The organism is Halomonas halophila, assembly GCF_030406665.1.
In the GTDB taxonomy this organism is placed as follows: domain Bacteria; phylum Pseudomonadota; class Gammaproteobacteria; order Pseudomonadales; family Halomonadaceae; genus Halomonas; species Halomonas halophila.
In genome coordinates, this window is sequence record NZ_CP129121.1 from 1,398,717 (window position 1) to 1,415,101 (window position 16,385).

Annotated in this window: 12 protein-coding genes; 3 read left to right on the forward strand and 9 right to left on the reverse strand. The window is 69.8% G+C overall.

Annotated features, from left to right (window positions below; all coding sequences use genetic code 11):
• Positions 1-117: 117 nt before the first annotated feature.
• Together QWG60_RS06450 and QWG60_RS06455 are read right to left on the reverse strand one after the other, a co-directional pair.
• A complete protein-coding gene (locus tag QWG60_RS06450) occupies positions 118-3,231 on the reverse strand; it encodes an efflux RND transporter permease subunit (RefSeq protein WP_146909568.1) in 3,114 nt (1,037 codons plus the stop codon).
• Complete coding sequence (locus QWG60_RS06455; RefSeq protein WP_107180800.1) at positions 3,231-4,373, reverse strand: efflux RND transporter periplasmic adaptor subunit; 1,143 nt, start codon at positions 4,371-4,373, stop codon at positions 3,231-3,233. The genes QWG60_RS06450 and QWG60_RS06455 overlap by 1 nt, the downstream gene beginning before the upstream one ends.
• A 288-nt stretch (positions 4,374-4,661) precedes the next feature.
• Here QWG60_RS06455 and QWG60_RS06460 point away from each other — a divergent pair, with 288 nt between their 5' ends.
• Positions 4,662-5,837 (forward strand): BaiN/RdsA family NAD(P)/FAD-dependent oxidoreductase, encoded by a 1,176-nt coding sequence (locus QWG60_RS06460; protein WP_146909570.1) that lies wholly within the window; start codon positions 4,662-4,664, stop codon positions 5,835-5,837.
• A gap of 90 nt (positions 5,838-5,927) precedes the next feature.
• Positions 5,928-6,908: a CHAD domain-containing protein gene (locus QWG60_RS06465; RefSeq protein WP_146909572.1), complete on the forward strand. Its 981-nt coding sequence runs from the start codon at positions 5,928-5,930 to the stop codon at positions 6,906-6,908.
• Between the two features lie 23 nt (positions 6,909-6,931).
• On the opposite strand, the gene QWG60_RS06470 is transcribed toward QWG60_RS06465, so the two are convergent.
• The 5 genes from QWG60_RS06470 to QWG60_RS06490 form a co-directional block, all read right to left on the reverse strand.
• Positions 6,932-7,666 (reverse strand): ParA family protein, encoded by a 735-nt coding sequence (locus QWG60_RS06470; RefSeq protein ID WP_107180903.1) that lies wholly within the window; start codon positions 7,664-7,666, stop codon positions 6,932-6,934.
• A 105-nt stretch (positions 7,667-7,771) separates the two neighbouring features.
• On the reverse strand, positions 7,772-8,065 hold the full coding sequence (locus QWG60_RS06475) for a YqjK family protein (RefSeq protein ID WP_046080117.1): 294 nt from the start codon (positions 8,063-8,065) through the stop codon (positions 7,772-7,774).
• Positions 8,066-8,068: 3 nt separating this feature from the next.
• Positions 8,069-8,464 carry a phage holin family protein gene (locus QWG60_RS06480; RefSeq protein WP_046080118.1) on the reverse strand — a complete coding sequence of 132 codons (396 nt, stop codon included), beginning with the start codon at positions 8,462-8,464 and terminating at the stop codon, positions 8,069-8,071.
• Positions 8,464-8,796, reverse strand: coding sequence for a DUF883 family protein (locus QWG60_RS06485; protein WP_035595112.1), 333 nt, complete (start codon positions 8,794-8,796; stop codon positions 8,464-8,466). The genes QWG60_RS06480 and QWG60_RS06485 overlap by 1 nt, the downstream gene beginning before the upstream one ends.
• Before the next feature lie 76 nt (positions 8,797-8,872).
• The gene (locus tag QWG60_RS06490; protein WP_046080119.1) at positions 8,873-9,940 is read right to left on the reverse strand and encodes a phospholipase A; all 1,068 of its coding nucleotides are present in this window, start codon (positions 9,938-9,940) and stop codon (positions 8,873-8,875) included.
• Between the two features lie 213 nt (positions 9,941-10,153).
• Between QWG60_RS06490 and mscK the strand changes: the two genes are divergently transcribed.
• Entirely contained in the window at positions 10,154-13,528 is a 3,375-nt protein-coding gene (mscK, locus tag QWG60_RS06495) for a mechanosensitive channel MscK (protein ID WP_246124708.1), read from the forward strand.
• Here mscK and QWG60_RS06500 read toward each other — a convergent pair.
• Complete coding sequence (locus tag QWG60_RS06500) at positions 13,525-14,289, reverse strand: TlyA family RNA methyltransferase (protein ID WP_146909577.1); 765 nt, start codon at positions 14,287-14,289, stop codon at positions 13,525-13,527. The genes mscK and QWG60_RS06500 overlap by 4 nt on opposite strands.
• 63 nt (positions 14,290-14,352) lie before the next feature.
• Positions 14,353-16,368 carry a hypothetical protein gene (locus QWG60_RS06505; protein ID WP_146909580.1) on the reverse strand — a complete coding sequence of 672 codons (2,016 nt, stop codon included), beginning with the start codon at positions 16,366-16,368 and terminating at the stop codon, positions 14,353-14,355.
• Between the last annotated feature and the right edge of the window lie 17 nt (positions 16,369-16,385).

The window sequence follows — 16,385 nt, forward strand, 5'->3', positions numbered from 1 at the left end:
TCTTACCCTGAGCATAGTCGCTGGCGAGGCGAAAGGCCGTGGCTCGGCGCCGAAAGGCAGCGAAGCCCGGCGTCGCGTGCGACGCCGGGCCCCGTTCCTGACGGCGGTGACGCGGCCTCAGTGCTGGGCCGGCAGCTCGTCCATCTCCCGTTCCAGGCGGCGGGCCACGTCGCCGGGCGAGCCGGTGCGCCGGGCCAGCAGGTCGTAGGCCACCGGTACCACGAACAGGGTGAAGAAGGTCGCCGCGGCCACGCCGGTGAAGATCACGGTGCCGATCACCAGACGGGTCTCGGCGCCGGCGCCGCTGGAGAGGATCAGCGGCACCGAGCCGGCGATGGTGGTGGCCGAGGTCATCACGATGGGGCGCAGCCGGGTCATGGCGGCGCGCAGCAGGGCCTCGCGGAAGGCCGTGCCCTGGTCGCGCAGCTGATTGGCGAACTCCACGATCAGGATACCGTTCTTGGCCGCCAGGCCCACCAGCATCACCAGTCCCACCTGGCTGTAGATGTTCAGCGACTGACCGGTGAGCCACAGCCCGAGCAGGGCGCCGCCGATGGCCAGTGGCACGGTGAGCATGATCACCAGCGGGTGGACGAAGCTCTCGAACTGGGCGGCCAGTACCAGGAACACCACCAGGGTGCCGAGCACCAGCAGGAAGGTGGTGGCGCCGCTGGACTCGCGATAGTCCCGTGCCTCGCCCTTGACGTCGGTCTGCACGCCAGGCGGCAGCACCTCGTCCACGGCATTTTCCAGGTAGGCCAATGCCTCGCCCATGGAATAGCCCTCGGCCAGGTCCGCCTGGACCGTGATCGCCCGTAGCCGGTTGTAGCGATTGAGCTGGCTGGGCCCGGCGTAGGTCTCGATCTCGACCAGGCTGGATAGCGGTATCAGCTCGCCGGTGCGCGCCGAGCGCACCCGCAGGCTTTCCAGGGCGCCCGGCGTCGGGGTGGCCCCGCGCTCGCTCTCGAGGATGACGTCGTACTCCTCGCCGCGGTCGGTGAAGCGGGTGACGGTCCGCCCGCCGAGCAGGGTCTCCAGGGTGCGGCCGATATCGCTGACGGTGACACCGAGGTCGGCCGCGCGGTTGTAATCGATGTTCACGCTGAGCTGAGGCTGGTTCTCCTCGTAGTCGCTCTCCAGGTTGAGCAGCCCCGGGTTGTCCTGGCGGATGTGATCCATCAGGGCGTCGCGCCAGGTCACCAGCTGCTCGTAGCTGCCGCCGCCGAGCACGAACTGCAGGCCCTGCTGGCTACCGCCACCGAACCCCTGGGGCATGATCGGGAACGCACGGATGCCGGGGAGCCCGGCCAGGTCCCGGCGTACCTCGTTCAGCACCGGGCCGGCCGGGCCGCGCTCGTCCCAGTCGGCGAGGCCGACGATGGCGAAACCGGAGTTGAAGTTCTCGGTGCGCCCGCGCCCGCGGGGCGACATGACCATCACGTCCTCGACCTCGCCGTCCTCGCGCAGCGGCAATAGCCGGGCCTCCACCTCGTCCATGTAGTCCTCCATGTACGAGAAGGTGGCGCCGGGCGGGCCATTGATCAGCACGAAGAAGCTGCCGCGGTCCTCCTGCGGGGTGTATTCCGCCGGCAGCTGGGGATAGAGCCAGGCGATGGCCGCGATCAGTCCCACGAAGCCTGCCACCACCAGCCAGCGCAGCCTGAGCACCGCCTCCAGGCAGCGTCGGTAGACCTCCTGGGCCCAGTTCAGCCCGCCGTCGACCCAGTGGGCGAGGCGGCCCTCGTACAGGCTCGGCGAGAGGATCTTGGAGGCCATCATCGGGCTCAGCGTCAGGGCCAGCAGCGACGAGATGGCCACCGCCGCCGAGAGCGTCAGCGCGAACTCGGTGAACAGCTTGCCGACGTCGCCCTGAATGAAGCTCAGCGGCACGAACACCGCGATCAGCACCAGGCTGGTGGCGATCACCGCAAAGGCCAGCTGGCGCGCGCCGCGGTAGGCGGCGACCAGCGGCGTCTCGCCGTAGAGATGCATGCGCCGGTGGATGTTCTCGAGTACCACGATGGCGTCGTCCACCACCAGGCCGATGGCCAGCACCAGGGCCAGCAGGGTCAGCAGGTTGATGGTGAAGCCCATGGCCGCCAGGGCGGCGAAGGTGCCGATCAGCGTCACCGGCACCGTGACCGCCGGCACCAGGGTGGTGCGCAGGTTGCCGAGGAAGACGAAGATCACCACCACCACCAGGCCGATGGCGATCAGCAGCGTGCTGACCACCTCGCGGATGGCGCCGGAGACGAAGGTGGAGGCGTCGTAGTTGACCGCCAGGCTCATGCCGTCGGGCAGCCGCGGCCCGACCCGCTCGACCTCGGCGCGCACCGCGTCGGAGAGCGCCATCACGTTGGCGGTGGACTGCTTGATCATGCCCAGGCCGACCACCGTCTGGCCGTTGCCGCGGAACAGCGAGCGCTCCTCGACGGTGCCTAGCTCCACCCGTGCGACGTCGGCCAGGCGCACCAGATAGCCGCCTTCGCCGCGGTCGAGCACCAGCTCGCGGAAGTCCTCGGGGCTGGCGAAGCTGCGCGGCAGACGCACGATGAACTGGCGGTCGGCAGATTCCACGGCGCCGCCGGGCAGCTCGACGTTTTCCTCGCGCAGGGCGCTCTCGACGTCGCTGACCGCCAGCCCGCGGGCGGCGAGGGCGTCGTTGTCCAGCCACACGCGCATGGCGTATTCGCGGCCGCCGCCGACGTACACCCCGGAGACGCCTTCCTGCACCGAGAAGCCGTCGACCAGATAGCGCTCGGCGTAGTCGGTCAACTCGGCGGTGGTGTAGCCCTCGCCGGAGAGCATCAGCCACATCACCATCTCGGAGCTGGTGTCCTCCTTGCGCACCTCCGGCGGGTCGGCTTCTTCGGGCAGATTGTCGGCGGCGCCGGAGATGCGGTCGCGCACGTCGTTGGCGGCGGCATCCACATCGGTGTTCAGGCCGAACTCGATGGTGATGCTGGAGTTGCCGTCGCTGCTGGTGGAGGAGATCACCTCGATGCCGGCGATGCCGGCGACGCGTTCCTCCAGCACCTGGGTGATGCGGGTCTCCACCACCTCGGCGTTGGCCCCGGGGTAGGAGGTGCTGATGCTGACGATCGGCGGATCGATGGTGGGGTATTCCTGCAGCGGCAGGCGGGTCAGGGCCAGCAGGCCGAAGGCGACGATCAGCGCCGCCATGACGATGGCCAGCACCGGTCGCTGGACGGAGATGTCGGACAGTCGCATCAGGCGTCATCTCCGTCGCGGGTCGCGCGCAGGATGTCGCTGACGCTGGTGGTGTCGTCGGCGATACCGATCAGCTCCACGCTGGAAGCGTCGTGCAGGCGATCGGCGCCGTGGCTGACCACCAGGTCGCCGGGGGCCAGGCCCTCGATGACCTCCACCTCGCCGCGTCGGCGTGCGCCCACGGCGATCTCGCGGCGCTCCACGCTGCCGTCTTCCGTTGAGGTGATCACCCATACCCACTGACGGCTCCCCTCGGGGACCACGGCGGACTCAGGGATCACCAGTGTCTGGCGCGGACGGCGGTCGAGGGTGACGCGCATCAGCATGCCGGGTCGCAGCAGCCGCTCGTCGTTGTCGAGCATGGCCCTCACGCTGACGCTGCGGCTGGCCGGATCGATCCGGGAGTCGATGATGGCAATCTCGCCCTCGAACACGCGCTCCGGATAGGCGGCGGTAGTGGCGCTCAGCGTCAGCCCCTCGGCCAGGGCGCTGAGCTGGACCTCCGGCACCTCGAAGTCGAGCTTCATGCGCGAGACGTCGTCCAGGGTGGCCAGCTCGTCGCCCGGCGAGACCAGTGCGCCCACGCTGAGGCCGCGCACGCCGACCACGCCGTCGAAGGGCGCGGTGATGCGATAGTCGTCGAGTCGCGCGCGCAGCCCCTGGAGGGTGGCATCCACCTGCTGCAGCTGGGCGCGGCTGTCCTCGATGTCGGCCCGGGGGGCCAGGTTGCGTTCCTGCAGCTGGGCCAGGCGGTCGACGGCGTTCTGGCGCTCGACGCGCAGCGCCTGGGCCTCGCGCAGCGACGCCCGTTCCTCGGCGTCGGACAGCTCGACCAGCACGTCGCCGCGGCTGACCGTCTCGCCGCCCTCGAAGTTGATCGCCGTCACCGTGTCGGTGACCGTGGACGACAGCGTCACACTCTCGTTGGCGGCCAGGGTGCCGAGCGATTCCAGCGGGTCCGACCAGGCCTCCAGGCCGGCCTCGGCGCCGATCACCGGCGTCGGCGGCATGCCGGCGGGCTGGGCGAGGGCGGCCGGGGCCAGAAACGTCAGCGCCGAGCAGAGGGCGAGCAGCAGCAGGCTCGGCATGGCCGGCCCGGATCGGTGGAGCCTGGCGCGGCGCGTGGCGAATGCGTGGTTCATGAGCGAGTGTCCGAAAGAGAGGCGTCGGCCCTGACAGGGGAGAGGGTCGAGTGGTGATACGAAAAACGTCGAAGAATGGCGACAGCATGCCTCAAGCCGGGCGCCAGGATGTCAACGCGACGCGCTTTGCACAATGTTTTCGCAACTCGTTCTCCCTGCGACAACACGCCGTTGCGCGAGGCGCGTCGTGGCGGGCTCGCGCCGACAGGCTCTGGTACCATGTCGCCCTTTTGCGGGCGTCCGCCCCGGGCGCGGTCCGGTGGCATGGGGAGTGAGATGAGTAGTGGCATGACGTATGACGTGGTGATTATCGGCGCTGGCGCCGCTGGCTTGATGTGCGCGCTGACCGCCGGCTATGCCGGACGGTCGGTGCTGGTCATCGATCATGCCAACAAGGCCGGCAAGAAGATCCTGATGTCCGGCGGCGGGCGCTGCAACTTCACCAACCTCGATACTGCCCCGGCCCACTTTTTCTCCAGCAATCCCCACTTCTGCATCTCGGCGCTCAAGCGCTACCGGCCGGAGCACTTCGTCGAGCTGGTCGAGCGCCACGGCCTGGAGCACGTGGAGAAGGCGCCGGGGCAGCTTTTCTGTGCCGACTCGGCCAAGGACCTGCTGGCGGTGCTGCTCACCGAATGCGACTGGGCGGGCGTCGAGATCCGCCTCAAGACCTCCGTCGAGTCACTCGAGCGCCAGGGCGAGGGCATGCGGCTCGACACCTCCGCCGGGCGCATCGAGGCCGGGGCGGTGGTGGTCGCCACCGGCGGGCTGTCGATCCCGACCCTCGGCGCCAGCGGCTTCGGCTACGAGATCGCCCGCCAGTTCGGCCTCGAGGTGACCGACACCCGGGCCGCCCTGGTGCCCTTCACCCTGACCTCGGCCTGGAAGGAACGCACCGCGGCGCTGTCCGGGCTCTCCACCGAGGTGGTGGCGCGCTGCCGCGACGGCGAATACCGCGAGCCGATGCTGTTCACCCACCGCGGGCTGTCCGGGCCAGCGCTGCTGCAGGTCTCCAGCCACTGGCATCCCGGTGATGAGCTGGCCATCGATCTGCTGCCCGGGGAGTCGGCCTTCGAGGGGCTGGCGGCCGCCCGGCGCGAGGCGCCGAAACGGCGCCTCTCCACCTGGCTCGGCGAGCGCCTGCCGCGGCGCCTGGCCCAGGCGCTGGTCGAATGGCATGGCGGCGACGGCCCCATGGCCGAACGCTCCAATGCGGACCTTGAGGCCTGGGCCTCACGCCTCAACGACTGGCGGATCAAGCCCGCCGGCACCGAGGGCTGGCGCACCGCCGAGGTCACCATGGGCGGCGTCGACACCCGGGCGCTGTCGTCGAAGACCTTCGAGGTCAACGGTCTGCCCCAGCTGCGCTTCATCGGCGAGGTGCTGGACGTCACCGGCCAGCTCGGCGGCTACAATTTCCAGTGGGCCTGGGCGTCCGGTGTGGCCTGCGGCCAAGCGGTCTAGGTCTTCTGCTCGGGCAAGACTCCTCATGCTATCAATGGTTTAGGCCGGCCTATACTGGGGGTATCGCTCGCCACCGGAGGGAAGGTCGTCATGAGCAAACCGCTGCATCGCAAGCGTCTGAATCGCGTGGTCGGGCGTCAGGGGCTGGTCCTGCTGGCCCAGGCCCGGTCGGCCTGGCCGCGCATCGAGGACCCCGAGGACAGCGAGGGGCTGCACGACTTTCGGGTGGCGCTGCGCCGCCTGCGTTCCTGGCTCAAGGCCTACCGCGGCTATCCGGGCGTGGCGATTCCCAAGACGCAGCGGCGTCGTCTGCGCGACCTGGCCCGGGCCACCAATGAGGCCCGCGACGGCGAGGTGATGCTGGCCTGGCTAGAGGCCGAGCGGCCGTCGCTGGGCAACGCCGAGCGCGGCGCCGTCGATTGGTGGAGCGAGCGGCTGAGGGCCCGGGTCGAGGCCGATTATGCCGAGGCCCGCTGCGTGCTGGAGGCGGGGTTTCCGGGGCTCGATCGCGAGCTCGGCGAGACCCTGGCGGCACTGGCGAAGAAGGGCGGTGGGCCCCGCTTCGGCGAGGCGACGGCCCGTGAGCTGGCCGCCCTGCGCGAGACCCTGACCGCGGAGATCGCCGCCATCGACTCCCCGGAGTCGCAGGAGGCGCTGCATCGTCCGCGCATCACCGGCAAGCGCATCCGCTACCTGCTGAAGCCCTGGAAGGGGGAGGCGCCGATCTTCGATGAGGCGGAGAAGGCCATGAAGGCGTTCCAGGATGCCTTCGGCGTGCTGCACGACGACCTGGTGCGGGAACCGGCCCTGACGGCGGCGGCCGCCGCCCATGCCGAGGAGGAGGCGCGGGAGAAGCTGGTGCTGGCGGCCGAGGGCGAGGAGGCTCGGGCCGCGGCGCCGCGTCATCTGCGCGGCTTCATGGGGCTGGCGAGGGCCCATCGCGAACGTCGCCTGGCCCACTACGACCGCGTCCTGGAGGTGGCGCGCTCGGCCGGGCCGGGCGACCAGGGAGGGCCGCTGACGCTGGCAGACTGGCTGGAAGCGGCCCTCGCCGCCATGCGCGTCGACTGAGCGCGCAGAACGGGGGCGGCGCCTCAGCGCAGGCGCTGCTCGATCTCCCGCCACAGGGCGGTGTAGGCCTTGGCCGCGGCGGTGCGCGGGGCGTAGTCGCGCACCGGGGCACGCTCCAGGCCCATGCGTTCCACCGCACTGGCCGAGGGAATATCGATCGACAGCCGCAGCGGCCAGCGTTCATGGAAGCCGTCCATGACCTGGCGGTGCAGGGTGCGTCGGCGATCGGTGAGGGTGATGAAGGGCCACACCGTGCAAGCGATGTCGTGGTCGTCGAGGAAGTCCTGAAGCTGGTCCAGGGTACGCAGCGACAATACCGTCGGCACCACGGGCACGAGCAGGGCGTCGACGCTGGAGAAGATGTTCTCCGAGAGATGCGAGAGGCTGGGCGGGCAATCGAGGATCACCAGGTCGTAGTCGTCGCGCACCGGCTTGAGAATCCGACGCAGGTGGCTGCCGTCACGCTTGGCGAGCAGGGCATCCATCTCGCGTGACGCCAGCGCCGCCGGCAGCAGGTCGAGCCCCTCGATCTGGGTGGCGCGAATGGCCTTGTCGAAGGATGCCTTGCCCTTGACCAGCTTGTCCACGCCGCCGCGAACCTTCGGTTTGACGCGCAGATAGAAGCTGGTGGCCGCCTGGGGGTCAAGATCCCAGAGCAGTACGCGATATCCCGCTCGAGCCGCTTCCGCGGCCAGGTTGACGGCGGAGGCCGTCTTGCCGACGCCGCCCTTGATGCTATAGAGCGCCAGCATGCGCATGGGGTCCATGTCCTGTCGTCGTTCCGTCACGTTGTCGAAACAAAATCATAACAGGCCTGCCATGTCAGTGTGTTACGGCAGGATGATAATCACGTCGAGGTGGCATCAGGGCAGTGGCAGGAAGCGCTGCAGCCGCTTCAGCCGCCGTGCGGTGACCGCGACGAACAGCGAGCGCCTGGCCAGTCGCTTGGCCGCCGCGGGATGACGCAGCGACCAAAAGAGCAGCAGGGCGCCGCCACCCACGGCGGGCAGCCGGTAGCGCTGAAGGGATTGCCAGCCGGCCTCGAGCGGGCGGGCGGCCTGGTGCCAGTGCTCGGACTCGACCAGCAGGTCGAGGCGCTGCTGTTCGATGGCGGCCTCCAGGGCTGCCTTGCGGGCTCGACGCTCGGCGTTGGTCATCGATCAGCGCTCCTCGCTCCGGGTCTCCATCAGCTCGCGGTCCATCGCCAGATGCTTGAGAGTGTCGACCAGCAGGGTGCGGCGCCGAGCCAGATGCATCACCCAGCCCGCCAGCCCCAGGCCGCCGATCAGCAGCACCGCGGCGCAGCCGCCGATGGCGGCCAGCCGGTAACTGTCCCAGAAGGCGACGATGATCAGGGTGGTGAGCGCGCCGAGCCCCAGCAGCAGCAGCAGCAAGCTGATGCCGGCCAGCAGCAGCAGGGTGACGAGTCGTGCGCGCTCTTCCTCGAGCTCCAGCACGGCGAGACGCAGACGCGTCTCGCCGGTGGCGACCAGGCTGCCCAGCAGCCGCTTGCCGGCGCCGAACAGTCGCTGAGCCGGTCCCTGGCCCTCCGACATCAGCGCCGCCCGATCAGCATGCCGACGACCACGCCGACGGCGGCGCCGATGCCGATGCTGGTCCAGGGGTTGTCGCGGACGTAGCGGTCGCAGGCGTCGGCCTGCTGGGTAACGGCCTCGCGGGTGTCGCGGTAGGCGCGCTCGCCGCGGGCCTCGAGCCGGGCGCGGGTCTCGCTGAGGCGCTTCTCGGCCCGCTCGCGCAGCTCCTTGATGTTGTGGCGGGAATCGTCGGCCGTGGCGTTGACCAGCTCCTCGACGGTCTGCGAGAGATGCTGCAGGTCTTCCTTGAGCTGTTCGGTGGTCTCACGGGTATGGGACGTATGGTCGCTCATCGGGTCTTCCTCTGACGGTGCGTGACAGGCCCAGCATAGCAGCCGTTGTCGGGGGTGCGTAATGACCGGGCACAGGTCAGCGCGAGAAGGTGCCGGTGGAAAACAGCGGGTTGAGGCTGAAGCCGAGACTCACGCGCTGCGTGCTGCGATCGTAGTCGATCAGGCTCTCGCCGTAGCCCTGGTAGAACTGGACATGGCCCCGGATCTTGCCGAACAGCGGCCAGGAGTAGTCGAGCTGGGCACCCATGTGGCCCTGGTCGGGATTGCCTCGCCACAGCAGGCTGGCCTCGTGGTCGTCGAACAGACGGCGCGCCACGGTGACATCGGCGTAGCCCAGGTAATCCTCGATGTCGGGATTGTCGTCCTCGCCCTCGGTCTCGGGCAGGCGCCAGTAGGGCGACAGCGAGACGGCCCAGTCGTCGTTGATGAAGGTGCTGGTCAGGATCAGCCGGTTCCAGCTGCGCGATAGGCTGCCGGAGCGGCCGTTGGACTGGTGGTTGAGCGAGACCCGGTTGTTGATGTTGGTCCAGCCGAGCAGCGACCAGTCGTTCTCGAAGTCGGCGAAGACTTCCGGCTCGTAGTTGGTCTCGCGGAACGGCGATGAGGCGTCGGCGTTGTAGGCCTGCCACCAGCTGCGCTGGGTATAGCCGAAGTAGAGGTCGGCGCGGTCGAACAGCACGTCGTCGGCGATCTTGAACTTGGCGCTGAACTGGAACTTCACCTCGAGCCGGTCGGGATCGGCTTCGCGGTCGATCTCGTTGAAGCTTTCCCGGTTGGGCGAGGTGGTGTAACTCAGCGGCAGCAGGTAGTTGCGATGGTGCGCGGTGATGGAGAAGGGGTTGTCGGACGATTCCTCCTCCAGCAGTCGCCGCTCGGCCACCGAGGCGCCGATCGGTGCCTCGGTCGGCGGTGTGGTGTCGGCGGTTTCGGCACTGGCCGCCGGAGCCGTCTGCGGCGGCTCTTCCGCCGGCCGGGCCAGGCGGGTGCGCAGTTCGCCGATCTCGGCCTGCAGCGACTGGATGCGATCGCGGATCGCCTGGCGCTCGGCGTCGCTCGGCGCGGCGTTCGTCTGGGCCTGTCCCTGGCCGGCCAGGCCGGCGCCGAGGGCGGCCGCGAGCAGCGTGGCGATGGAGCGTGAAGCCATGGGGAGTGACTACCCTGTCTAGGAGGAATCGTCGTTCTATCATGCCCGTCCGGGGAGTCAACGGCCAGGGTCGCCGCTGGTGTCGTTGCCATGTCGCCCCGGGACGCCGACAATCCGCTGCCAAGCCCATGGTATCGCCTTGTCGAGGTGCTCGTGATCGCTTTATCGCGCTGTCGGCGGCCCGTCCGCTTTCACATTCTTTGCTGCCTGCTCGTGCTCATCGCGCTGCTGGTGCCGGTGCCGCTTGCCGCCCAGACCGACGCGCTGCCCGAGCGTTCCACGCTCGAGGAGCGCCTCGCCTCGCTGCGGCCCGAGGAGGGGGCGACCGTGGATGCGGCCACCCAGGAAGGCATCGACGCGCTGGAGGCGACGATCGAGGCCCTGTCGAGCCTCGATGACGTCGAAGGTCGGCTGTCCGAGCTGGAGGCTCGAGCCGAGCGTGCCCCGCAGTCCCTCGACGAGACGCGTCAGGCGCTGTCCGAGGCTCAGGATCGGCCGCGCCAGGCGCCTGATCGCGAAGCGCTGGAAAAGCTGGAGCTCGAGGCCCTCACCGAGCGGCTGGACACGGTGACCGATGAGCTGGAGGCGGCCCAGGATCGTCTCGCCGAGGTCGAGACCCGGCTGCTGGGCACCCAGACCCTTCCCGAGCGCGCCCAGCAGTCCATCGTCGAGGCCTCTGCGGCGATGGAGGAACACCGGCGTGCCCTCGAAGCTCTGGACGCCCAGGGCGTGGCGTCGGAGGCGCCCCGGCGCCTGAAGCATCGCGTCGAACGCACCCTGGCCGAGCGGCGCCTGGCCCTGCACCGGCGCGAGCTGGCCACCAACTCGCGTTTCCGCGAGCTGGCCCAGCTGCAGCGCGACCTGTACCGGCTCAGGGTCGAGCGGCTCGAGACCCGGGTGCGGGCCTTGCAGGCGGCGCTGGAGGCCCGGCGTCGAGAGCAGTCGGAGCAGGCCGTCGCCGAGGCGGTGGGCGACGAGCCGGAGAACGTGGTCAGTCATCCGCAGATCCTCGAAGCGCGCCAGGCCAATCGCGACCTGAGCCTCGAGCTGCTGCGCGCCACCAGTCGCGCCAACGAACTGGGGCGACAGAGCCAGGAAGCGCGTCGCCAGCTCGAGCGGGTGCGCCAGCTGCAGCGGGGGCTCTCCCAGCATATCGAGGCGATCCGCGGCAGCCCATTGCTGTCGCGCATTCTGCGCGAGCAGCGTCGGGCGCTGCCCAGCGTCGAGTCCACCGGCGGCCTGAAGGAGGAAATCGCCGACCTGCGCCTCCAGCAGTTCGAGCTCGATCGTCAGCGCGAGCGCCTGCAGAATGCCGAGCTGCAGGCCAGGCAGCGTCTCGACGAGGCCGACGCCGATGCCCCCGAGGCCGTGGAAGAGGCGCTGGCCCAGCTGCTGCGCGCCCGCCGGGATCTGCTCTCGCGCCTCGAACCCACCTACGGCGAGCTGTTGACCGCCGCCATCGAGCTGCGACTCAACCAGCAGCAGCTGCTCGAAACCAGCCGTGACCTGCGTACCACCATCGACGAGCAGCTGTTCTGGATCGCCAATGCCCGTCCCATGGACCTGAGCTGGCTGAGCCGGCTGCCGAGTCATCTGCGCGCCGAGTGGGGCGAGGGCGAGTGGCGCCGTGCGCTGCCGATCCACTGGCGCTGGCCGGATCCGGCGGCGTTTCTGGCCTCGCCGCTGCTGCTGCTGGCCGGCGTGCTGCTGGGACTGCGCCGGCCGCTGTCGCGTCGCCTCGCTCGCCTGCACGACGAGATCGGTCATCTGCGCCAGGACAGCCAGGGGCATACGCCGCTGGCGGTGGGCGTTGAGGCCCTGCTGGCGCTGCCCGGGCCGCTGTGCCTGTTGGCGGTGTCGCTGGGAATGACGCTGGGCGGCGCCGGACTGGCGGTGAATATCGGCTGGGCGCTGCTGTATCTGGCCCTGGCCTGGGCGGGAATCGCCTGGATGCGACGGCTGCTGGTGCCCGAGGGCGTGGCGACGCGCCATTTCCACTGGCCGGCCGGCTACGTGTCGCAGCTGCGCCTTTGGCTGTGGTGGCTGGGTCTGGCGCTGGTGCCGGTGCTGTTCGTGGGCACCCAGGCCCGTGACGTCGATATCGACCTGACCCAGCGCCCCCTGGCGATATTGTTGCTGCTGGCGGGGTTGGTGGGCATGAGCGTGGCGCTGGCCAGGCTGATCCTGGCCCATACGCCGTTCTTCGGCGTCAAGCTGTTCCGCCTGTTGCTGGGCCTGGCCATGGCGCTGGTGCCCCTGGTGCTGGGCGGGCTGGTGATGCTGGGCTATGCCTATGCGGCGCTCAGCCTGGTGGGGCGTTTCGTGATCACCATTTACCTGCTGGGCGCCTGGATCCTGGTGGAGGCGACGGTGGTGCGCGGGTTGGCCGTGGCGGCGCGGCGCCTGGCCTACCGCCGCGCGCTGGCGCGTCGGCGGGCGATGATGGCCCAGGAGGGTGGCAACGGCGAGCACGGCCAGGAGGTGGTCGAGGAGCCGCCGCTGGACATGCAGCAGGTCAACCAGCAGTCGCTGCGCCTGTCCAAGCTGATCCTGATGCTGGGCTTCGTGGTGGTCTTCTACCTGGTCTGGGCCGACCTGTTGACAGTGTTCGGCTACCTCGAGCAGGTGATGATCCTCGGCGGCGACGGCCAGCAGGGCAGCGAGCTGGTGGGCACGTCGATCTCGGTGGCCGACCTGTGTGTCGCGCTGCTGGTGGTGGCGCTGACGCTGATCATGGCGCGTAACCTGCCGGGGCTGCTGGAGGTGATGGTGCTGTCTCGCCTCGAGCTCAAGCAGGGTAGTGCCTACGCGATCAGCTCGCTGCTGTCCTACGTGATCGTCGGCACCGGGGTGGTCTGGGCGCTGGGCTCCCTCGGGGTGTCATGGAGCAAGCTGCAGTGGCTGGTGGCGGCGCTGGGCGTGGGGCTCGGCTTCGGGCTGCAGGAGATCTTCGCCAACTTCATCTCGGGGCTGATCATCCTGTTCGAGCGCCCGGTGCGCATCGGCGACACCATCACGCTCGGCAACCTCACCGGCACGGTCAACCGCATCCGCATCCGCGCCACCACGGTGACCGACTTCGATCGCAAGGAAATCATCATTCCCAACAAGACGTTCGTCACCGACCAGCTGATCAACTGGTCGCTGTCGGACAACATCACCCGGGTGATCCTGACCTACGGCGTGGCTTACGGCTCGGATCATCGTCTGGTGCAGCGGCTGCTGACCCAGGCCGCCGACGAGAACGCCCGGGTGCTGGCCGACCCCGAGCCCCAGGTCCTGTTCATGCGCTACGGCGAAAGCAGCCTGGAGTTCGAGCTGCGCATCTTCGTCAACAGCCTGGGCGACCGGCTACTGGCCACCGATGAGCTCAACGGCCGGGTCGGCGAGCTGTTCGCCGAGCACGGCCTGGAGATCGCCTTCAATCAGATGGACGTGTGGCTGCGTGACGACAGGGGCCGCGAGGCGCGAATGCCGAGCCGCGGCTCGGGCGAGGCGCCCGCCAATCCGCCGCCCGGGGCGGGCGGCGATCCCGGCGAGTTGGATGCGGGCGATGGCGGGGGAGGGGGCGGCGACGCCGGGCGCTAAGGCGTTTCCTGGCGGCGGGCGTAGAGCAGGAACTCCCTGTTCCCGTCGCCGCCGCGGATTGGGCTCTCCTGCCAGTGCGCGATGGCGAAGCCGGCGTCGGCGCAGGCCTCGCGGATGCGCGCTTCCACCTCGGCGTAGCGCGCGGGGTCGGTGACCAGCCCGCGGGCGTTAACGCCCTCGGGGCCGACCTCGAACTGCGGCTTGACCAGCGACACCAGCTCGCCGCCGACGGGCAGCAGGGCGCCGAGCTCCGGCAGGATCAGCGTCTGCGAGATGAAGGACACATCCATCACCGCCACCTCGGCGGGATACTCGGCCAGCGCCGCGGTCAGGCGCGGGTCGTCTCGCATGGCGCGGGCATTGAGCCCCTCCAGGCAGGTCAGGCGCGGCTCGTTGCGCAGCTCGGCCGCGAGCTGGTCGTGGCCGACCTCGACGCCGATCACATGCGCCGCGCCGTGGCGCAGCGCGCAGTCGCTGAAGCCGCCGGTGGACTGGCCGACGTCGAGCACCGTGCGGCCCTCGAGCGGCAGTGCCAGCGCCTCCAGCAGCGCCTCCAGCTTGAGCCCGGCCCGGGACACGTAGCGCTCCTCCGGATCCTCCTCGACGTGCAACTCGGCGGTGTCCGGCAGCTTCTCGCCGGGCTTGGTCAGCACCCGGCCGCCGTCCTTGAGGCTCACTCGGCCGTGGCGGATCAGGCGCTGGGCGCGGGTGCGCGAGCGCGCCAGTCCCTGGAGGAGCAGCAGCTGGTCGAGGCGTGGCATGGGCGGTCCTGGCAGTCGTGGAGCGGAAAACGGGGCCGCATTATGCCATAGCGGGCGGCCCGGTCAGCCGCCCGGTTCGGCCTGCAGCCCGCCCGGTGGCAGGCGGTCGGCGCCCCAGCTGCGCTGCAGATAGCCGATTACCCGATCCAGCTCGGCCTGGTCGATGCGCGCCGGTTCGCCGCGCTCCAGCGGGTCGTGGTGGAAGATGTAGAGTCGCGAGGCGAACTGCTCGAAGGGCAGCGAGGCCTCGCCGAAGCGCTCGCCGTGGCCAGCGGTGCTGACCTGCACGCCGTCGCCCCAGTCCTGGCCGCTGTCGTTGTTGGGGTTGTAGAAGAACACGCGCATCTCGCCGCCGGGGTCGACGCCGACCCGCAGCAGGGTGATGGCGTGCCAGCCGATGAAGCGGGCGGCGCTGTCGGTGACCGCGATGCCGGCCGGTTGGGGATGAATGAGCGGCTGGTTGCCGTTGTAGTGCGGGTGGTAGCTGGCGTAGAAGTGGCGCAGGAAACCGTCGAGGTCGATCAGCTGACCGCTGGCGACGTCGACGTTGATGCGGAAGCCGCGCCCCGACCACCAGCCGTGGAACTCCGGGTTGACCCAGCGGTGCGGGTCGCCCTCGCGGCCGATGCAGCGCCGTCCCATCTCGGCGTAGATGCGGTCCAGATGCGGCACCACGATCAGCGATACCGGGTCCAGGTCCATGGGCAGTTCGGTGGCCACGCCGCCGACGCTTGCCATCGACGAGATCGGGTGGCCCTCGAAGTGCATGATGATCTCGTCGTCGCGGGCCGCCCAGGCCACCATCTGCAGCAGATAGTCCGGGTCGTTGTAGGCCCACATCGACAGCGCTCGGGCCGACTGGCAGGTGGGATTGTTGCCCTGGCCGACGCCCAGCGGCAGGCCGAGCATGCACAGCACGCCTTCCAGCAGCCGCGCCCGGGGCGAGACCGCCTCGCCGAATGCCAGGTTGAGCCGCGCCGTCGACCAGTCCGACAGCGTGAGCCCCAGCTGACGCCATATGGCCGGTGCCACCGGCGGCTGATACAGGATGCCGCGCTCGAGCATCAGCGCCAGGCCGTAGACCGCCTGGGCGGTATCGGGGTGGAGCCCGCCGCGGATCAGCGCATGCACCAGCTCGCGATAGCACAGCAGGCAGTCGCGGCCGGTGGAGGAGAGCCCCAGCGCCTCGCCGATCAGGGTATCGCCGTTGTCCAGCAGGTGGCGCAGCAGCACCGGGTGATAGGGCGACACCAGGCCGGTGTCGTGCATCGATCTGGCGAAGCCGGTGGCCTCGGCCTGCAGCGCGCTGGCGTCCATGCTGGCCAGGCGCTGGCGATAGACCTCGAGGCCCGGGTCCTCGCGGCAGGCGTGGGACGGGCCGAACAGCGCGCTGACCAGGCGGTCGGCGCCCTGGCCGCTGGTGCCCAGGTCGATGGCCGGGTCGGCCTGGCAGATGGCGATCTGGGTGATCATCTGCTTGACCGGCCCGACCTGGATCGGGCGCTGCTGGAGGATGCGCCAGATCTCGCCAATCAGCCGGTCGATGATGTGCTCGTAGCCGATGCGCTGGGCCAGATGGGCGAACAGGCGCCGCGGCAGCTCGGCCAGGCGCCCCTGGGTCTCTCGCTCGGCTTCGCTGGGGGCGCCGAACAGCAGCCACAGGTTCAGGGCGATCACCTGGGTCAGGTAGTGGTGGGCCTGCTCCGCTGAGAGCATGGCATGGCGGACGTCGCCCTTGGCCACCGCCAGCAGGCGCAGTTCGCTGAGTGCCTCGATCGTCACCACGTTGGGATCGGCGCTCTTCAGCGCCTGGGTGGTCAGCGAGGGCACCAGGAACTGGGGCGTGGCCCAGTCCGAGCCCTCGAAGACGCCCGCGGCCTCGAGGGCCGCGGTGCGGGGTTCGATCGCCGCGGCGCCGCCTTCCTGCAGCAGCACGCGGCGGGCGGTGTCGAGCACCCGCGGTAGCTTGCCCGGCTTGGCGAAGTCTCGGGCCTCGTTCAGCAGGGCCGTGGCTTCGTCCAGTCGAGCCAGCAGGCCCGTGAGCTTGTCGTCGCCGGTTGGCGTGGATGGACTGGTCACACCGACTCCTCGTCGTC

Excerpts from the sequence above, each read along its gene's own strand:
- QWG60_RS06485 (WP_035595112.1), bottom strand. The coding sequence starts at position 8,796 with ATGAGCGACCATACGTCCCATACCCGTGAGACCACCGAACAGCTCAAG.
- QWG60_RS06490 (WP_046080119.1), bottom strand. The coding sequence starts at position 9,940 with ATGGCTTCACGCTCCATCGCCACGCTGCTCGCGGCCGCCCTCGGCGCC.
- QWG60_RS06480 (WP_046080118.1), bottom strand. The coding sequence starts at position 8,464 with ATGTCGGAGGGCCAGGGACCGGCTCAGCGACTGTTCGGCGCCGGCAAG.
- QWG60_RS06475 (WP_046080117.1), bottom strand. The coding sequence starts at position 8,065 with ATGACCAACGCCGAGCGTCGAGCCCGCAAGGCAGCCCTGGAGGCCGCC.
- QWG60_RS06455 (WP_107180800.1), bottom strand. The coding sequence starts at position 4,373 with ATGAACCACGCATTCGCCACGCGCCGCGCCAGGCTCCACCGATCCGGG.
- QWG60_RS06470 (WP_107180903.1), bottom strand. The coding sequence starts at position 7,666 with ATGCGCATGCTGGCGCTCTATAGCATCAAGGGCGGCGTCGGCAAGACG.
- QWG60_RS06450 (WP_146909568.1), bottom strand. The coding sequence starts at position 3,231 with ATGCGACTGTCCGACATCTCCGTCCAGCGACCGGTGCTGGCCATCGTC.
- QWG60_RS06460 (WP_146909570.1), top strand. The coding sequence starts at position 4,662 with ATGACGTATGACGTGGTGATTATCGGCGCTGGCGCCGCTGGCTTGATG.
- QWG60_RS06465 (WP_146909572.1), top strand. The coding sequence starts at position 5,928 with ATGAGCAAACCGCTGCATCGCAAGCGTCTGAATCGCGTGGTCGGGCGT.
- QWG60_RS06500 (WP_146909577.1), bottom strand. The coding sequence starts at position 14,289 with ATGCCACGCCTCGACCAGCTGCTGCTCCTCCAGGGACTGGCGCGCTCG.